Source organism: Frankia sp. R43, from assembly GCF_001306465.1.
Classification (GTDB): domain Bacteria; phylum Actinomycetota; class Actinomycetes; order Frankiales; family Frankiaceae; genus Parafrankia; species Parafrankia irregularis.
Window position 1 is genome coordinate 319,464 of record NZ_LFCW01000002.1, and the last position, 17,693, is coordinate 337,156.

At 71.6% G+C, this 17,693-nt stretch carries 13 protein-coding genes; 4 read left to right on the plus strand and 9 right to left on the minus strand.

Annotated features, from left to right (window positions below; all coding sequences use genetic code 11):
• Positions 1-50: 50 nt before the first annotated feature.
• The 9 genes from ACG83_RS08910 to ACG83_RS08950 all read right to left on the minus strand — a co-directional run bounded on the left by ACG83_RS08910 (position 51) and on the right by ACG83_RS08950 (position 12,189).
• Complete coding sequence (locus ACG83_RS08910; protein ID WP_054565698.1) at positions 51-1,556, minus strand: MFS transporter; 1,506 nt, start codon at positions 1,554-1,556, stop codon at positions 51-53.
• Positions 1,553-6,286: a non-ribosomal peptide synthetase gene (locus ACG83_RS08915; RefSeq protein ID WP_054565699.1), complete on the minus strand. Its 4,734-nt coding sequence runs from the start codon at positions 6,284-6,286 to the stop codon at positions 1,553-1,555. Before ACG83_RS08915 ends, ACG83_RS08910 begins: the two co-directional genes overlap by 4 nt.
• Entirely contained in the window at positions 6,279-6,608 is a 330-nt protein-coding gene (locus tag ACG83_RS08920) for a phosphopantetheine-binding protein (protein ID WP_063793031.1), read from the minus strand. The genes ACG83_RS08915 and ACG83_RS08920 overlap by 8 nt, the downstream gene beginning before the upstream one ends.
• Positions 6,608-8,281 carry a long-chain-fatty-acid--CoA ligase gene (locus tag ACG83_RS08925; protein WP_235497801.1) on the minus strand — a complete coding sequence of 558 codons (1,674 nt, stop codon included), beginning with the start codon at positions 8,279-8,281 and terminating at the stop codon, positions 6,608-6,610. Before ACG83_RS08925 ends, ACG83_RS08920 begins: the two co-directional genes overlap by 1 nt.
• Positions 8,278-8,904, minus strand: a complete 627-nt coding sequence (locus ACG83_RS08930) for an FcoT family thioesterase (protein ID WP_063793032.1) — start codon at positions 8,902-8,904, stop codon at positions 8,278-8,280. The genes ACG83_RS08925 and ACG83_RS08930 overlap by 4 nt, the downstream gene beginning before the upstream one ends.
• Positions 8,901-9,803 (minus strand): TauD/TfdA family dioxygenase, encoded by a 903-nt coding sequence (locus tag ACG83_RS08935; RefSeq protein ID WP_054565700.1) that lies wholly within the window; start codon positions 9,801-9,803, stop codon positions 8,901-8,903. Before ACG83_RS08935 ends, ACG83_RS08930 begins: the two co-directional genes overlap by 4 nt.
• On the minus strand, positions 9,800-10,129 hold the full coding sequence (locus ACG83_RS08940; RefSeq protein WP_054565701.1) for an acyl carrier protein: 330 nt from the start codon (positions 10,127-10,129) through the stop codon (positions 9,800-9,802). Before ACG83_RS08940 ends, ACG83_RS08935 begins: the two co-directional genes overlap by 4 nt.
• Positions 10,126-11,292 (minus strand): beta-ketoacyl-ACP synthase III, encoded by a 1,167-nt coding sequence (locus ACG83_RS08945; RefSeq protein ID WP_235497802.1) that lies wholly within the window; start codon positions 11,290-11,292, stop codon positions 10,126-10,128. Before ACG83_RS08945 ends, ACG83_RS08940 begins: the two co-directional genes overlap by 4 nt.
• Positions 11,293-11,412: 120 nt before the next feature.
• Complete coding sequence (locus ACG83_RS08950; protein ID WP_054565702.1) at positions 11,413-12,189, minus strand: zf-HC2 domain-containing protein; 777 nt, start codon at positions 12,187-12,189, stop codon at positions 11,413-11,415.
• A 47-nt stretch (positions 12,190-12,236) separates the two neighbouring features.
• On the opposite strand from ACG83_RS08950, the gene ACG83_RS08955 reads away from it, so the two are divergent.
• The 4 genes from ACG83_RS08955 to ACG83_RS08970 all read left to right on the plus strand — a co-directional run bounded on the left by ACG83_RS08955 (position 12,237) and on the right by ACG83_RS08970 (position 16,880).
• Positions 12,237-12,842, plus strand: coding sequence for a sigma-70 family RNA polymerase sigma factor (locus ACG83_RS08955; RefSeq protein WP_054565703.1), 606 nt, complete (start codon positions 12,237-12,239; stop codon positions 12,840-12,842).
• Between the two features lie 606 nt (positions 12,843-13,448).
• Complete coding sequence (locus ACG83_RS08960; RefSeq protein WP_235497804.1) at positions 13,449-13,916, plus strand: hypothetical protein; 468 nt, start codon at positions 13,449-13,451, stop codon at positions 13,914-13,916.
• 416 nt (positions 13,917-14,332) lie between these two features.
• Complete coding sequence (locus ACG83_RS46550) at positions 14,333-14,941, plus strand: hypothetical protein (protein ID WP_235497805.1); 609 nt, start codon at positions 14,333-14,335, stop codon at positions 14,939-14,941.
• A 1,123-nt stretch (positions 14,942-16,064) separates the two neighbouring features.
• A complete protein-coding gene (locus ACG83_RS08970; RefSeq protein ID WP_054566515.1) occupies positions 16,065-16,880 on the plus strand; it encodes a hypothetical protein in 816 nt (271 codons plus the stop codon).
• Positions 16,881-17,693: the final 813 nt, after the last annotated feature.

Sequence of the window (17,693 nt, forward strand, 5' to 3'; positions counted from 1 at the left end):
ACTGTTCCCAGACTCCGGCCCCGTGCCTCGGGCCAGGCCTTCGTCCCCGGTCAACCGTTCTCAGGGGTAGTCGTTGCGAGGGCCTCACTAGTTCCCGGCGAGGTTCGGACCCGGTCGCGCAGGACGCACAATGCCGCCGTGACAAGGGCGAGAACGGCGAGCAGCACGGTGGCTGCGGCGAAGGCCTGGACATGCGAGTCCCGGTCGGCCGGCGCGTCGGCGGCTCCCGGGGTGCCGCCGAGCACGAGGCTGTACCAGCTGCCGACGGCCGCGTAGCCGGCGGCGAGCCCGAACTGGGTGAGTGTTGACGCGGTGCCGGAGGCGGCGCCGGCGTCGTCCGGGGCGACCCGGCTGAGGATGCCGCCGATCAGCGGTGCCACGACCAGCCCCTGGGCCAGGCCGACGGCGCCCATGGCCAGGGCCAGCAGCACCCGCTGCGCGGAGGTCGGCCCGGCCGCGATCGCGGCCTGCGCCAGCAGGACCACCGCGAGCCCCAGGCAGCCGAGCACCGGTAGCCGCGGCCCGGCCCGCCCGGCGGCGAGCCGCCCGGACAGCGGTGAGCCGATCGCGAACCCGACCCCGAGCGGTACCAGCATCAGGCCGCCCACCAGCGGAGACGTCCCGAGGCCGGTCTGCACGTAGTAGGTGAAGACGAGGAACAGCCCGGCGTTGCCGGCGAAGAAGGTGACCAACGTGGCGAGGCTGGTCGGCATCCCGGGAGCGGTCAGCACCCGGGGTGGGAACAGCGGCTCCCCGCCGCGGGCCGCGAGCGCACGCTGCTGGCGGACGAGCAGCGCCACCGCGACGGCGGCGACCGGCGCGCAGGGCAGCGCCGAGGGGAGCCAGCCCCGGTGCGGGCCGAAGACGAAGGGCAGCAGGATCGCGGGGAAGGCGACCACCGTCAGCGCGGCCCCCGCCAGATCGAACCGGGTGGCACCGGTGGCGCGGCTCTCCGGGATGACGGCCCGGCCCGCAGCGAGGATCGCCAGGCCGATCGGGACGTTGAGCAGGAAGGCGGGCCGCCAGCCGAGCCCGGCCAGGTCGAGGTCGACGAGCAGGCCGCCGCCGGCGAGGCCGGCGATGACCCCGAGGCCGAGAGCCGTCCCGTACAGGCCGAGCGCGCGCCCGCGTTGGGTGTCGTCGCGGAACAGCGCGTGCAGGATCGCCAGTTCCTGCGGGATCAGCGCCGCCGCCGCCGCACCCTGGACGACCCGGAAGGCGATGAGCGCCGGGGCGTTCGGGGCGAGCCCGCAGGCCAGCGAGGCGAGGGTGAACACCGCCATGCCCGCCAGGAACACCCGGCGGCGGCCGAACCGGTCGCCGAGCCGGCCGCCGACGACCAGCCCGGCGGCGCACGCCAGCACGTAGCCGGCGCCGACGAGCTGGATCTCGTCGAAACCGGCGGGCAGCTCCCGTTGGATGGTGGGGCTGGCGAGGCTGACGATGAACCCGTCCACTTGGCCCATGAACGTCGCGCCCAGTACGACCACGAACCCCAGCCACTCCCGCCGCGTCGCCAGCGGGGCAGGAGCCTGGTCGGTGTCGGTCGCCGTCAAGGTGCCGGCTCCGGGCGGGGGCGGGCGGTCGGCGTGGGAAGGAAGCCGATGTCGACGAAGTAGTCCACATAGCGATCGACCATGTCGTCGTCCACCTCCGGTGCTCGGGCCAGGTCGGCTCCCAGCACCTCGATCGTGTTGCGCCGGGAGAAGACCGGCGCCGGATGTGTGTGGGTCGTGTCGGACGTGCGGGTCGTGCCGGCCGCGGTGAGCTGGGCCAGGTGTCCGGCGGTCACCGTGAGCGAGTAGTCCCCGCGCTCGGCCGCCTGCTCCGCGGCCTGATCGAGGCGTTCACGCCACTGCGGCGGGTCGAGCGCTTCCAGCGGGAAGCCACGAGCCCGCAGCCGGTCGAGTACGGCGTGGACGTCGGTGGGACGGGCGGCCGTGAGATGGAAAGTGGCGTATCTGCCGGTGCGCATCAGCTGGACGATCGAGGCGGCGACCCAGTCCACGGGCACCAGGTCGGCCGGCGCCGCGGAGCCGCCGGCCGGGGCCGCACCCAGCGCGATCATCGCCCGGACCTGCTGCCAGAAAGCGTCCTCGGTGCTGCCAGCACCAGTCCGTGTGTCGCCGCACACCCGGCTCGGGCGGTACACCGACACCGGCAGGCCACGGCCGGCCGCCGCCAGCACCAGGCCCTCGGCCACCCATTTGCTCGCCACGTACCCGTTGGCCATGAGTGAGGCCGGTGCCACCCGGCGCTCCTCGTCGAGCGCGGCGGGATTGTCGTCGACGGCCCAGGCCATGTCGCAGCTGGACACGTGGTGCACGGGGGTGGGCCGCCCGGTCATCGCCAGGCGGAGGATCTCCGCCGTGCCCGCGACGTTCGCCGCCCGCAGCCTGCGGTAGGGATCAAGGTGGTGGACCCGGGCGCCGTTGTGCACGATGACGTCCAGCTTGCCGGCCAGCCGGGTGAACACGGCCTCGTCGAGGCCGAGGGAGGGCTGTTCGAGGTCGCCCGGCAGCGCGACCACCCGCTCGGTGAGCACGTCGTCCGGGATCTGGATCCGCAGGCGGCGCAGTGCGTCGCGTAGCCGGTCCAGGGCCCGCGCGCCGTCGGGGGCGCGGACGAGGCAGTGCAGGGTGGCCGTCGTCTGATCGAGCAGCTCCCGCAGCAGGAACGTGCCGAGGAAGCCGGTCGCGCCGGTCAGCAGGACCTGGTGGGGGTCCGTGGCACGAGCCGGTTCGGTGGGCGCCGCATCGGAGGGCACGAGGGACGGGTCCAGCCGTGCCTCGGCGGTGAGATCGACGCCCTGCCAGGGGCCCGCCGCCCAGCCCTCGGGCGTCGCCGAGGGCTGGGCGGCGGGCCCCTGCGCGTTCCACGGTGCGGCGTCCTGTGGCGCGGCGGCGCCCTCCGCGGTGCCCGGCTGGGCCGGGCCGGGCAGCCGCTCGGCGAGTTCGGCCACCGTGGGCGCGTCGAAGACCGCCCGGATGCCCAGGCGAACCCCGGTGCTCGCCCGCAGCCGGGAGATCAACCGGGCCACCAGCAGCGAGTGGCCGCCGAGGGCGAAGAAGTCGTCGTCGACGCCGACCCGCTCCAGGCCCAGGGTCTCGGCGAACAGGTCGCACAGCAGCCGCTCACGCGCGTCGCGTGGAGGCCTGCCGGTGCCCGCGGCGGCACCGGTCGGTGGCGGTGGCAGGGCGGCCCGGTCCAGCTTGCCGTTCGTCGTGCGGGGCATGCGGTCCAGCAGGACGATGATCGGCGGGACCATGTAGTCGGGCAGCCGGCGGGCCAGGTGGCGACGCAGCCGCGCCGGACCGTCGGCCGGCGCCGTGTCGGCCAGCAGTGCTTCGGCCAGTGGGCTGTCCCCGGCCGGCACGGCGTACGCGACCAGCCGCTCACCGCCCGGGCCGTCCGAGCGGGTGATGACGGCCGCCGCCGCCACCTCGGGATGGTCGGTCAGGGCGGCCTCGATCTCACCCAGCTCGATGCGGAAGCCGCGGATCTTGACCTGGGTGTCGGCCCGGCCCTGGTACTCCAGCAGGCCGTCGGCGCGGCGGCGGACCAGGTCGCCGGTGCGGTACATTCGCGTCCCCGCGGGCCCGAACGGGTCGGTCACGAACCGCTCGGCGGTCAGCCGCGGCCGGCGGTGGTAGCCCTCGGCCAGAGGCAGGCCCGCGAGGTACAGCTCCCCGATCTGGCCCGGCGGGACCAGCCGCAGCGCGTGGTCGAGCACGTAGGCGCGGGCGCCGGTCACCGGCCGGCCGATGACCGGGGTCTCGCTGTCCGCGAGCCGGGCCCAGACGGTGTCGACGGTGCACTCGGTGGGCCCGTACAGGTTGTAGGCGTTCAGGCCGGGCACGGTCCGCAGCCGTGACCACAGCACGGGGCCGGCGGCCTCGCCGCCCAGCGCGATCACCGCGGGGACCCGCCGGCCCGGTTCGAGCAGCCCGGCGTTGATCAGTTCCTCGGCGTAGGTGGGGGTGATGTCGAGGAAGTCGATGTCCTGGGCGTCGATGTAGTCCAGCAGCGCGGCGGGCTCCCGGCGCTCGTCGTCACCGATCAGGTGCAGCTCGTGGCCTGCCAGCATCCACAGCAGCCCCTCCCACGAGGTGTCGAAGGACAGCGAGGCGGTGAGCGCGGCGCGCATCCGCCGGCCGGCCACCGCGGCCTCCGGCTCGATCATCGACACCCGGTGGTGGTGGAACAGGTTCACCATCCCACGATGCGTCAGGACGGCGCCCTTGGGCCGCCCCGTCGACCCGGAGGTGTGGACGATGCACAGGGGATGATCGGGTGTCAGGCTCGCCGATTGGTCACTGCCTGTCAGATCACCCGCCGGCGCGTGGTCGAGGGCCGACCGGACGTCGGGGTCGTCCAGTTCGATGATCCGGGTGGCGAGGTCCCGGGTGGCGTCGGTCGCCACGGCGGCGGCGAGTGAACCGACTGTCACCACGGCGGCCGGGCGGGTGTCGCCGAGCACGAAGGCGATCCGCTCCTCGGGATGGTCCGGGTCGAGCGGAACGTAGGGTGCGCCGGCCTTGAGCGCGGCCAGCAGGGCGACAACGGTGTCCCCGGTGCGGGGGAGCAGTAGGGCCACCGGCCGGTCGGGGCCGGCGCCCACCGTGAGCAGCAGCCGGGCCAGCTGGTTGGCCCGCGCGTTCAGCGCAGCGTAGGAAAGGCTGCCGTACCGTCCCTCGTCACCGGGCGGTTCCACCTCCTCCGGGCCGTCTCCTCCGCCAGGTGGCCGGTTGGCGGCCCAGACGCCTTCGACGGCGGTCAGGGCCGGCAGGTCCGGGGTCGCCGTCGCCGCCGCGGCGAACAGGTCCACGACGGTGGCCCGATACGCCTCGGGGCGTCCGGCGCCGGCCTCCGGTCCGGCCTCGGGTGTGGCCGCGGCGCCTGAGCTGGCGGCGAGCAGGGCTTCGCGCTCGCCGTCGAGGAGAAGGTCGACTGCGTCGACCGGGTCGGCCGGTCGGCGGGCGAGGCGGTGCAGGAAGGCCGCGAAGCGGCGGGCGTGTGTGGCCAGCTCGTCGCCGCTGTAGCAGTTCGGGTTGGCGTCGAGGAGGATCCGTAGCCCGTCGCCGTCGGCCCGGTTGTAGACATGGACCGCGAGGTCCTCGACGAGACCGGCGGACACGTTGCGGACGATCGCGGGATGTCCGTCGAACCGCAGTCCGTAGTCGAACGGCATGATGTTCGCGGACGGCCCGAACAGCTTGCGTTCGCCGCCCACCATCCGCAGGTCGCGGCGCAGCTGCTCGTAGCGGTACCGGTGATGACGCCGGCTGCCCCGCAGGTGGGCGGCGACCTGCCCCGCCAGGTCGAGCAGGCTGTCGCCCGGCTCGACGCGGACCCAGGCCTGGACGGCGTTGAGCACCATGCACGGCACCCGCAGGGCGACCGAGCCCGTCCGGCCCATCACGGGTACCGCCAGGGAGATCTGGGCCGGGCCGTCCGGTCGGCGTTGCTCGCTCATCCGGTACAGGTAGGCGGCCAGCGCGGCGACGAGCATGTCGCTCCACTGCGCCTTCGCCGCCCGGCCCGACTCGCGCAGCAGGGCCAGGGTGTCCGCGTCGACGTCCGCGGCCCGGCGCAGCACCTCGCGGGCGAGCGGGGCGGAGCGCCCGGCGAGGGTCACCGGTGCCGGGCGGCCGTCGTGGTAGTCGGCCCAGAATCGCTGGTCGCGGGTGAACTGGTCGGACGCGGTGTAGGCGTGGTCCTCGGCGACCACGGACACGAGTGAGCCGAAGGAGTGGGCCGGTGTCTGCTGGTCCTGTGCGAGTGCCGTGTAGATCTCGGCGACCCGGCGGGCGACCAGCGCCAGCCCGTACCCGTCGAGTGCGATGTGGTGCACGCGGTGGTACCACAGCACGCTGCGGTCACCCAGGCGGAACAGCGCATGGCCGAACAGCGGCCCCGTCCGCAGGTCGACGGGTCGCGCGACGTCCGCTGCCATCCACTCTTCGGCCGCGAGGGGCGGGTCGGGTAGGCCGCGCAGGTCCTCCTGGTGGACGGCGAACTCGACCGGGCCGATCTCCTGCCACGGCTCGTCGGAGCCGTTCTCGTCGCCGGAGCCGTTCTCGGTGGCGGCACCCGTGCCGAAGCGCACGCGGACGGCCTCGGTCTCGGCCACGGCTCCACGTACGGCCCGCTCCAGCAGGTCGAGGTGGATCTCGCCGTCGATGAGCACGTACTCGGCGGTGTTGTAGGCCGGTGTGCCCGGGTCGAGCTGCTGGCCGGTCCAGATCCCGCGTTGGGCGGCCGACAGCGGCAGCCGCTCACCCATCGGATGGCTCCGACCCGCCCGACGCACCGGGCGGCGGGCCGGACGGCGACTGGGTGGGCGCCGGTGGGCCGGACGCCGGTCGGGCCGCGGTCAGGACCCGGTCGAAGCCGGCGAGGGTCGGGTTCTCGGCCAGGTCGACGAAGGCGACGTCCGCACCCTTCTCTCGCCACTGCTCGACCAGGGTGAGCAGGGCGACGGAGTCCAGGCCGGCGTCGAAGAGGTTGTCGTCCGCGCCCAGCTCGTCAGGGGTGACGAACAACAGCTCGGCGACGTCGGCGCGGACGGTCCGCGGGTCGACGGGCAGCTGCTCGGCGGGGCTCATCAGTTGACCCGCCGGTCACGGCCGGCCCAGTAGGGCTCGCGCAGCTCACGCCGCAGGATCTTGCCGCTGGGGTTGCGCGGGATCCGGTCGACGAACTCGAAGCGGGACGGGATCTTGAACGTGGCGATCCGGTCCCTGAGAAACACCACGAGATCACGGGCCCGCACCTCCTGGCCGTCCCGGGGCGCTACGAACGCCTGGACCGCCTCGCCGAACCGGTCGTCGGGCACCCCGATCACGGCCACATCCGCCACGGCGGGATGGTGGGCGAGCGCGTTCTCGATCTCGTTCGGGTAGATGTTCTCGCCCGCGACGATGATCAGATCCTTCACCCGGTCGAGGATGTGGACGTACCCGTCGGCGTCGAGCCGGCCGGCGTCACCGGTGTGCACCCATCCGTCCACGAGGGTGCGGGCGGTCGCCTCCGGGAGGTTCCAGTAGCCGATCATCCGGGCGGGGGTGCGCAGGCAGATCTCGCCGACGTCACCGGTGGGCAGTGTGGACCCGTCGGGGCCGATGACCTTCGCCTCGATGCCCGGGTAGGGGCGGCCCGCCGCGCGCAGCCGCAGGCTGCCCGGCCGGTGGTCGACCGGTGGCAGGCACACGGCGGTGTTGCCGGTCTCGGTGAGGCCGTAGATCTGGGCGAACTCGCAGTCGAAGATCTCCAGCGACTCCCGCAACAGGCTCTCCGAGATCGGGGAGCCACCATAGACGATCTTGCGCAGGGTGCGGAACGCGGCGCGATCGGCCTCCGGTTCGGCGAGCATCAGCCGCAGCATCGACGGCACCACACAGGCGGTGGTCACGCCGAGGTCACGGATGAGCCGCACCGCCGTGCGGCCGTCGAACGCGGGCAGCACCACGTTCGTCACCCCCGCGGCGAGGTTCTGTGACGCCCACCAGATGCCCCCGACGTGAAAGCCCGGGATACCGACCAGGGCCAGGTCGCCAGGTCGCCAGTCGATCCAGTCCAGCCCGGCGCCCGCGAGTGCCTCCCGCACGGCGTGCAGGCTGCGCTGCGCCAGCACGACGCCCTTCGGTAGCCCGGTGGTCCCGCTGGTGTACAGCTGCAGGATTGGATCGTCCGGTCCACTGCTGGCTCCACCCGGGCCCACGCCCTCCACGGCGGCGGTGCTGTGGGACTCCTTCCAGACCGCCAGGTGGTGACCTCGGTCCGGGCCCGCGGGTAACCCCGCCGCCGCGCCAGGTGCTGGGCCGTCCACGACGACGATCCACACATCAGCGTGTGGCCCGATCGCCCGTTCGGCGGTGGCGCGCAGGTCAGTGGTGACGAAGAGCAGCTCGGATGCCGAGTCCCGCAGGATGTGCTCGATCTCCGGGGCGGTCAGGCGCCAGTTGATGGGGACGAGCACCATCCGGGCCTTGGCACAGGCGACGAACACCTCGTAGTAGTGCTCGGACTCGCGGCCGAGATAGGCCACCCGGCCGCCGGCCGGGATGCCGGAGCCGAGGATCGCCCAGGCCGTCCGGTTGCTCTCCCGGTCGAGCCGCTCGTAGTCGGTCGTGCGGCCGGCGCAGATGACAGCAGGGGTGTGGGGCTGCCTGGCCGCGTGCCGGGAGACCAGCTCGGCGATTCCAGGTGGCCGCGACGTGACCTGATGCGCGGCGGCCGTGGGTGGGGCCGCCTCCGTGGGCGCTTCGGGGGCCGTCACAGGCCTCGTCCCGTACGAGCCGGGTCCGGCGACGGCGACGGCGACGTCCTATCCGGGACAGGTGCCTCCGGGGATGTCGTCGCGGGAGGAGCGGAGTCGGGGACGACCGCGACGGCGGCGGTGCCATGGCATCCGTCGCCGGCCTGGTCCCAGTAACGGAAGGAGGTGCTCAGGGAGATCAGCGGGTCGCTGCTCGGACGCAGCCGGCGCGCGGTGGCCTGGTCCAGTCGGAACTCGCCGGAGAAGCCCCGCGCGTCCAGCCCGCGGGTGAAGACGCTCTGCATGCGGGCGATGAGCACCGATGGCAACTGGCGGCGGCGGAAATCCTCCATCGTCCAGCCCGCGAATACCGGCTCCGCCTTTTCTCTCACACAGGTCGCGATGGCGAGATAGAGCATCTGGTTGTAACAGATGTTGACCTCGACGGCGTTGAGATGCCCGGTGTCGTCGATGTAGCAGGACTCCGGGATTGAGAAGTCGGCGGTCAGCCGGATCCGCCCGTCATCGTCGAACGCGGCTGTCGCCGACCGCAGGTACCGGCAGTGCGGCTTGTAGCAGCGCAGCACCTGCTCCCGCAGCCGCGGGTCGTCGGCGACGACCCGCGAGGCCGTGAGGGTGGTCATGCCACCCCCGCGCCGGCCAGCTCCATCGAGCCGTCCGTGTCCGAGGCGGCCGGCGGGTCGTACACGGTCACCCGGTAGGACACAGCGGGCTCGTCGGTCGCGGTGTGCAGGGCCCGGTGCACCAGGGAGCGGTTGTCCCACACCAGCAGGTCACCCACGTCGAAGGTCTGCAGGTGAATGGCCGGATGGGTACAGGTGGGGTCGAGCTGCCCGCTGGCGGCCAGGAGCTCGGCGAGCAGACCGGGGCGTTCCTCGCCCTCGGCGTCCTCGATGGCCTGGGTGAAGCCCTCGCTGATGTAGAGGAGCTTCCGGCCGCTGTGCGGGTGGGTCACGACCGTCGGGAAGCGGACCGCGGGTGTGCGCTCATCGATCTCGGCCAGCACCTCCGAGATCGGCCGGTAGACGTCGCCGGGCCGGATCTTGAAGTAGCGCCGGACGCTGTGGCGGGCGAACGTGCCCTCGACCGCCGCGCGCAGCCGCCCGTCCAGCAGCTCGTAGGCGCGGGACATGTCGATGAAGAACGTGCCGCGGTTCCGGCTCGGCACGACCTGCGGAAGAATCAGGGTCAGGTCGAACGGGTCGGGCATGAACTGATAGTCCGAATGCCAGAACTTCCCGGTCCGGGGTACACCGATCTGTTCTCCGGCCTGCGGGACGTTCGACGAGACGAAGACCTCGGGAACGTCCGGGTGATGGTAGATGGGCTCGTAATAGGACTCAGGCCGCCCCAGCCGCCGCCCGAGGCGCAGGAAGGCCGCCGGATCGAGATCCTGGCCTTTCAGCACGGCGATGCGTTCCCGGTAGACGGTCCGTTTCAGCTCGGCCACCTCGGCGTCCGAGGCCGGGTCGAATCCCTCGACCACCACCCCGAAACCGTTGTCCGCAGGACGCGTTCTCACGACAGCGGGCTCCTCTCGTCGTCACCTCTGCCCGGGCCGTGTGAGCCACCCGGCAGGGACACCGCCACCACCTCGTCGATCAGGTCCGCGACACTGGAAATCCCGGCGATGCGCTCGTCCGGCACCTCCACCCCGAACTCACGTTCCAGCACGGTCAGCAGGTCCACGAGGCCGAGCGAATCCACATCGAGATCGCTCAGCAGAGCCTCCTGCGGGACACCGCCAGGCGGCACGGTGCCGTACTCGCCGACGAACACGGTCACCACCGCGCGGACATCGGCGGGTTCGATCCGGCTCGCCCCGATCCGACCGGCGTCACCGCTCACGGTGTGATCTCCGGCCAGATCAGCGCGACCGAGCCCCAGGTCGTTCCACCGCCGAAGGCCGTGAGCAGGACCCGGTCCCCTGGACGCAGCCGCCCCGACGCCCACTCGGCCGACAGCGCCAGCGGGATCGAGGCCGCGGCGGTGTTACCCACGTCAGCCAGCCGCACGGACACGTTCCCGGCCGGGATCCCGAGCCGCGCCCCGACCGCGGTCAGAATGCGCTCGTTCGCCTGATGCGCCACGAACAGGTCCACGGCGTCCGGCGGCCACCCCACGGACGCGAGGACAGCGCGCGCCGACGTCGTCATCCGCCCGACGGCATGCCGGTAGACGACCTGTCCCTGCATGGAGAACCATCGGCCGGATCCAGACCCGTCAGGCGCGGACGGTCCGCCGACCGGCAGCGGTGCCCGGGACCCGCCGGAACGGACTGTGATCAGGTCCTCCTGGGAGCCGTCACTGCCCAGGTCGAAGGCCAGCAACGCGCCGGCCTCGGAACGCTCACCTGCACGCAGCACGACGGCTCCCGCCCCGTCCCCGAACACCGCCCGCGTACCGCGATCCTGCGGGTCCAGGATGGTGGAGAAGGTGTCCGCCCCGATGAGCAGGACACTGTCCACCACGCCGGCGGAGATCAGTCCGTGGGCGGTGGCGAGCCCGTAGACGAAACCCGAGCACACCGCGCCCAGGTCGAAGGCGGGCACCTTCCCGAGCCCCAGCCGGTCGGCGACCACGGGAGCGGTCGCCGGACAGGGCCGGTCCGGGGTGGTCGTCGCCACGACGACCGCGCCCACCGCCTTCGTCCCGGCGGACTCCAGCGCCGCGGCACCGGCCAGCACGGCGAGGTCAGCGGTGGACTCACCCGGTGCGACGACATGCCGGGTGCGGATCCCGGTGCGTTCCCTGATCCAGGCATCGGAGGTGTCGAACCTGGCCGTCAGGTCGTCATTGGTCACGGTCTCCGCTGGCACGTGCCCGCCCACGCCCGCGAGGACCGCCGTCCTCGCGGACTGGACCGCGGGTGTGGAGGCTGCTGCGGGCGAGGTCCCGCGCCTGCGGCCGACGCCGTCCTCGATGCGATGCCTGCCGGTACCGGCGCTCCCGGCCTCGCCACCGCGCGAAGCTGTCGAGTTCATGTTCAGGTAGTCGGTATCGAGCCGCATCTGGTTCCCGACATGTCACACGTGACCGGACAGCGAGCGGCGTCCTCTGGGTGGGCGGGCAGGGTGAGCCGCCCCCGGCCGCACGGGCCGCCCCTGGCCCAACGCGACGGCTGGCGAACGTCAGGCGGCGTGCCGGTGGCCGCGCCGCAGACGGCTCGTCGACCGGGGAACCAGCCGCAATCGCTGCTGGGTCCGCACATCCGCCGGGGACGCGGCACCGTTGTTGGCACTTTCCGTGCCGTCGCGTGTGCCTCTCGTCCACGGCGCGCCTGGGTCTGTGGTCAGCTGGGTGAGCGCCAGGATCAGCAGGTAGCCCGCGAGGAGTACCGAGTGGGTGAGCAGGCGGTCGGCTGACACCTCGCCGCGGGTGATGTCGTTGATGGACAGCAACCCGAGGAGCCCGACGAACGCTGTCAGCAGCGGCACCAGCCCGTCCGCGATGGCGCGGCGTGCCGCGGCGGCCAGGAAGCCGACGCCCACCGCGAGGTTCCAGGCGGCCGACTCGTGCGACAGGTGTTCCCCATGTGTCGCGCTGGTGACGCCGTGATGCGTGGAGGGCAGGGCGGTATGGAATGGCCCCACCCCGAGCACCTGGAGCAGCCCGAGCGCCAGCTGCGCGAGCCCCAGCGCGGCCAGGCCCCAGCGCAGACAGACGAACAGTGGCGAGACCCTGACGCGGGCCGACCTGGCGAGGTGGGTGAAATCCGGCGAGGGAACATCGTGAGATGCCGTGTGGACGGCGGCGCGCCGAATCAGCGCCGCCTCGCGCTGCCAGGTGGCGCAGGCCGGGCACCGCTCGATGTGCGCGTCGATGAGGGCCGCTGACACTCCGGGCTCCTCACCGTCGAGCCGAGCGGACAGCGCCTCGCGCCAGGTCTCACACCCCATGGTCTGCATTGTCGTCCCGTGGAGGCGAAAAGTTCCAAAGCCCGGAAACGGCCGCGATGCCACCGGATACCCTTCCGGGCGTGTCATCAGCTGAACACGATGAGCAGAAGGTCACCGCTTGGGCGGTGGCCGGCGGCCGTGGTGACCAGGCCGCCGCGGCGGCGTTCATTCGCGCGACCCAGCAGCAGACCCACCGGTTCCTGCTGCACCTGACCGACCCGGGCTGCGCTGAGGACCTCTGCCAGGAGACCTACGCCCGCGCGATCCGGGCACTGCCCTCGTTCGCCGGCCGCTCCTCGGCCCGCACCTGGCTGCTCGCCATCGCGCGGCGGGTCGCCGCCGACCACATCCGCGCGCTGACACGCGGCCCGCGGCCCGCCTCGGAAACGGACTGGCGCCGGAGCGTCGACACCGAGCCCGCTGCCAACGGCTCCGTGGAGGACGGAGTCATCCTGCGGACGCTGCTGCAGGAGCTGCCCGTCGACCGCCGCGAGGCCTTCGTGGCGACACAAATGCTGGGCCTCACCTACGCCGAGGCCGCACAGGTCTGTGACTGCCCCATCGGCACCATCCGCTCCCGCGTCGCCCGCGCACGCGAGGATCTCCTCGCTGCCTACCGCGACAGCGGAGAACCGCCCCGGGCGCTCAGAGCAATCAGCTGAGAGACGCTAATTTCCCGCCGACCCAAGCTGTGGCGGCCCGTGGCGTTCGCCTCCGACGCTCGCCTACATGGTTCTCCGTGGCACAGACGAGATCGGAATCGCGGACGGCGGGGGGAGCGGCGTCCAGCGGTTCTATGACGAAGCCGGCCCGCTCGCCATGTAGCGCCGGACGCGCCACGTAGATCCGAACTTCGCCATCTTCGCCCGGACAGGACACGTGCGACAGTCGCTGGCGCTGCCCGCCCAGCGGCGAATGGTTCTTCTGGGTGATACGCCACCTTCTTTTTGGCTACCGCTCTTCTGGTCAGAACGGGTCAAATTGTGCTGGGTCTCCGTTCCGACTGTGAAGTTGGAACGGGTCTGGGCGGGTCTGGGCGGGTCTGGTCGGGCAGGCTGGAGGTGCGGTCCGCAGTGGGACCATGACCGATCGGCGCCGGATGGTGCGAGGTGGACGCGGTGGCTTCTCGTTGCAGACTTGATGGTCGCGGGCGGGCCGTCCGGCTAGCCAGCGGAGCGCTACTCGTCGTCGCCGTGGCACTGGTTTCGTGTTCGGACGATGGCTCGACGCCTGGTGCGGCTGGGGCCAGCAGCGCCGTTTCGTCGCCGGTGCGGTCGAGCGTCACGCCAACGCCGACGTCCGCGGCCGATATCGCGAGCGGCGAGGCGGTGGCCGCGTATCTGGGGATGTGGCAAGCGACCGCGATCGCCAGCCACACGTCGGACTGGCAGGCATCTGAGCTGTCCCGCTACGCCTCGGGTTCGGCGCTCCAGGTGATCACCGGTGCGCTGTATGCCGACCGCTACAACAAGGTCATCTCCAGGGGCCAGTCGGTGAACCATCCGACGGTGACCTCGACGGAGCCCTCTGCCGCGCCGACGACCATCCTGCTGGCGGACTGCGGAGACGATTCGGGATGGCAGAAGTACCACGCCAATCCCGGGCAAGCCGACGATGGGCAGCTCGTCGCGGGATCTCCTGGTGGCCGCCGGCAGATCAGCGCCGAGGTGAAGCTTCACCAGGACGGGGTATGGCGGGTAACCCGTTTCGCCGCCGGGTCGGTGGGCTCGTGCTAGTCCGGATCGCCAGCGTCCTCGCCATTGTGGGAGCCGTGTGCGCCGGCGGTGTCGGGCCGGCGAGAGCCGAGTCTCCGCCCCGCACAGGTCAGGATGATCAAGGTTTCTACGGGTCGGTGAACTGCGATCAGAACCCGCATCCGGGCTGCGAGCTGTTCGCGGGCGGCAGGTCCACGCCTGCGGCGCCTGCCGCGCCGCAGGACTCAGCACCTGACACCTCGGGAGGCGGTGAGGGGAGCAGCGCCGCGCCGGGCGACCAGAATCTCACGCCACCGGAGACGGCGAAATGCGCCTATGTCCGCAGCGACTATCAGCCTCCTGCGGCTGGTATACGGACAATTGTCTACCAGCGCCCGGCACGCGGGGGTCTGGTCGTGCTGGCGGCCCGGGCTGGGTCCGGGCTATCGGTGCAGACGGTGGCGTCCCAGCCGGGCCAGGGTCCGGGAGCCTGGTACCTGTACCAGTGCACCACCGACGGCGTCCGCGACGCGCTGTACCGCCCTCCGGTCTGGCTGGCCGACCCGCCGGCGCCGGGCCCAGCGGTAGATCCGGAGGCGCTGGCAGCACAGGCCCGCGACCATCTGGGACTCGCGGGCCCGGCGATCTCGATGAGCCCGGTCCGCGATCAGCTGGTGCGGCTGCCGACGTGGCTGTGGCTGGATACGGCCGGGTGGAACCCGGTGGCGGCGACCGCGGCGGCGGGTGGGGTGTCGGTCACCGCGGTTGCCAGACCCGTAGCAGTGGACTGGTCCATGGGAGACGGCGGAACCGTGACGTGTCTGGGCCCGGGCACGCCGTTCCCGGCCGGGGCCGATCCGAAGAGCGCCTCGCCGGACTGCGGCTACACCTACACCCACCGGTCACTGGACGAGCCGGGCGGGACGTTCACGCTGACGGCGACCGTGCGCTGGGATGTGACGTGGGCGGGCGCGGGCCAGACCGGCGCGTTCCCCGGGTTGACGACGTATTCGACGGTACAGGCCCGGGTGATCGACATTCCTGCGCTCGTGACAGGCGGGCGCTGAGGACAGGCCACGTCCAGGAACAGGCTCGCGGCGGGCGGCACCTGGTTTCTGTACTGAGGATCTAGAATTATGATGGAGAGTCCGCCTCTTGGACCGATCGGGCGGGAGATTCTGTCTGTGCGGGCCGAGTCGGCCTAGGCGAGTGACGTCGCGCCATGGCCGGCGGTTTTGCTGCGCAGGTCGGACCGCTGGCCACGAGCTGGCTGGGTGGCCCGGTAGGCTGCCGGGGAACCCGACCTGACCGGCGGTGTCGTCATAGGTGCCTGGAAATTTTGGTGTTTGGGTCCGGGTGGGGCAGACATGGGCACCGAAGCGTCGGCTGCGGCGCGCGGGCCGGTCGGCCAACGAGGCGTGCGCCGCAAGCTACACCCTCGCTGGCGCCGATACTCGCGGGCGTTTGTAAATGGGTAGCAGGTCCTGGGAGTTTGCGTCAATCTGAGCGACGCTCCAGGGGGTGCTGCGGGGTGATGCGCAGCGGATCGCAGGCCTCAGTGGTGCCCAGCACGTCTGCCAGCAAGGCGTATGACCTGGTCAGTCACCCTGTTCAAGGGGACCTGACCACGACTGCTCGTGCAGTGATCAGTGTTGGTAGCTGCTGCTCACCGTGATTCGATCCCTCTCGGCATACCCCCTGCCCGTCGAAGGGCCTGTCGGCTAGCCGTTCCGGTCTCCCATTTGAGGTGCTACCCCGCCCAGGTGTGTTGGTGCAGGTCACCGGCCCGCTGTCACTACCCAAAAACAGCCCGACTGAGTCCCCCGAGGAACGGGGAAATAGTCGGGACGGGGAATGGCGACTTCGGCGGGAGTCTGGTTGAACGACGCTGGATCGGTGCCATATTCACCGGGAATTCTTTGGTGTTTGCCGGGTGCGCCGTCGCTGTTTGTTCTTTTCTTTCTGGTTTCGTGCTTGCGTGTGGGGTTTTTCTTCGGCTTTTCTGTTGCTGTCTCCACTCTCTGGAAAATAGCCTCTGACCTGCGGAAACGTGGCCGGAAATGATCGCCGGAAGGGCAAGAAATCCGCGTTTTGGGTATTGATTTTCGGGTGAGCGGGAGAGACTATTAGAAATCGGCGCGTTGCGCGCGGCGCGCGGCGCTAAATCCCTCTCCTGCGATGGAGTTTTCCATGTCGCATTCCTTCGTTTCCCCTGTCTTTTCGCGAGACATTCCTTCGGCTGTGGCCGGTGAGGCTGTCACGGCGGAGGACATGGCGCGGGTAACCGACGCGGATTGGTCCGCGATCGTGGTGCACGCGCGGCGGTATTGCTGGAAGGTCGACGCGTCCCAGTCGCGCAAGCGTGCCGACGGGTCGGCCACGATCGCTCGGGACGGACAGGGGACCTACGGGCACGACGACGTGTCCGACGACGTTGCCCAGGACGCGGTATTGATCTACGCCCGACGGCTTGGCGTGATCATCCGTAGCTGTGTGGTCGCGTCAGTCGACGTGGCCACTCGCGAACCGGACCGGTGGCAGTACCAGCCGCAGGACGGAGAGATGTTTCTTGCGGATCGTGCTCTGATCCGCAAGTGGGCCGTTCAGGCTGCCGCCCGACGCAACGGCTACGGTGCCCCTAAGCCCACGTCTGAGGGCACGACACCGGAAGCGGCCGAGCAGCGTGCGCGGCATCTGGCTTCGGTGACGTACTTCGCGGCCATGTCCGAAGTGGTCTTCGCGTCGGCGTGGGGCGATGGCAGCGACTTCCCCACCCTTCGCAGGATCATGGACGTGGCGAACTGTGCCGATGACCTTGGTCGTGCCGGCGTGTTCTCGACAGTGGCTCAGCAGACGTACGGCGGCAAGTACGGATCACGCCGTGTCATGATCAAGACTCGGGACGCCGCACGCGCGGAGGCCCGCGAACTGTCTGCGCGCTGCGACGCCATCCGCGATGACCTCGCCCATCGCGACCGGCCAACGAAGCGCACCCCTGAGCACTGACCCCGTCTCTCGTCCTCACGGAGCCTCCGAGCGCCACGCTCGGAGGCTCCGCCCATTTCACCAGCGAATCCCGCCGCGCTGGCTCCGCTGGTCCCGCTGGCTCCGCTGGTCCCGCTGGCTCCGCTGGTCCCGCTGGCTCCGCTGGTCCCGCTGGCTCCGCTGGTCCCGCTGGCTCCGCTGGTCCCGCCGGCTCCGCCGGTCCCGCTGGCTCCGCTGGCTCCGCCGGTCCCGCCGGTCCCGCCGGTCCCGCTGGCTCCGCTGGCTCCGCCGGTCCCGCCGGCTCCGCCGGTCCCGCTGGCTCCGCTGGCTCCGCTGGCTCCGCTGGCTCCGCCGGTCCCGCTGGCTCCGCTGGCTCCGCCGGTCCCGCCGGCTCCGCCGGCTCCGCCGGTCCCGCCGGCTCCGCCGGTCGCGGTGGTCTGGTCGGGCCGGTCGCGTTGGCGCGCCGCGGTTCGTGCCTGGTCGCTTTCCTGCCCGCCCGCCTTCCTACCTTCCTTCTCGCCTCCGGGCTGTCCTGGGGTGGTGTGTTCCTACCGTCCGGTTCCGCCTGCTCGGCCGGGTTCAGCCCGGCATTGTCGGCTCCTGGCCGAGCGAGCTGGTTCCGCCGCGTCGCGCGGGCCGCCGATTCCGCGCGGCCGTCCGCCGTTCACGCTCGCGCCGGTCGCGTGTGGGCTGCGGTCGGGTTGATGTCCGGTCAGAGAGCGGCTGGGTCTGGTTGCTGACCGGGTCCGGGTCCGGGTCCGGACCCGGACCTTTGCTTCGAGTGGGGCCGGTCTGCGCCCCCGCTGGACGGTCGGGCCGGCGCTCGTGCCGTTC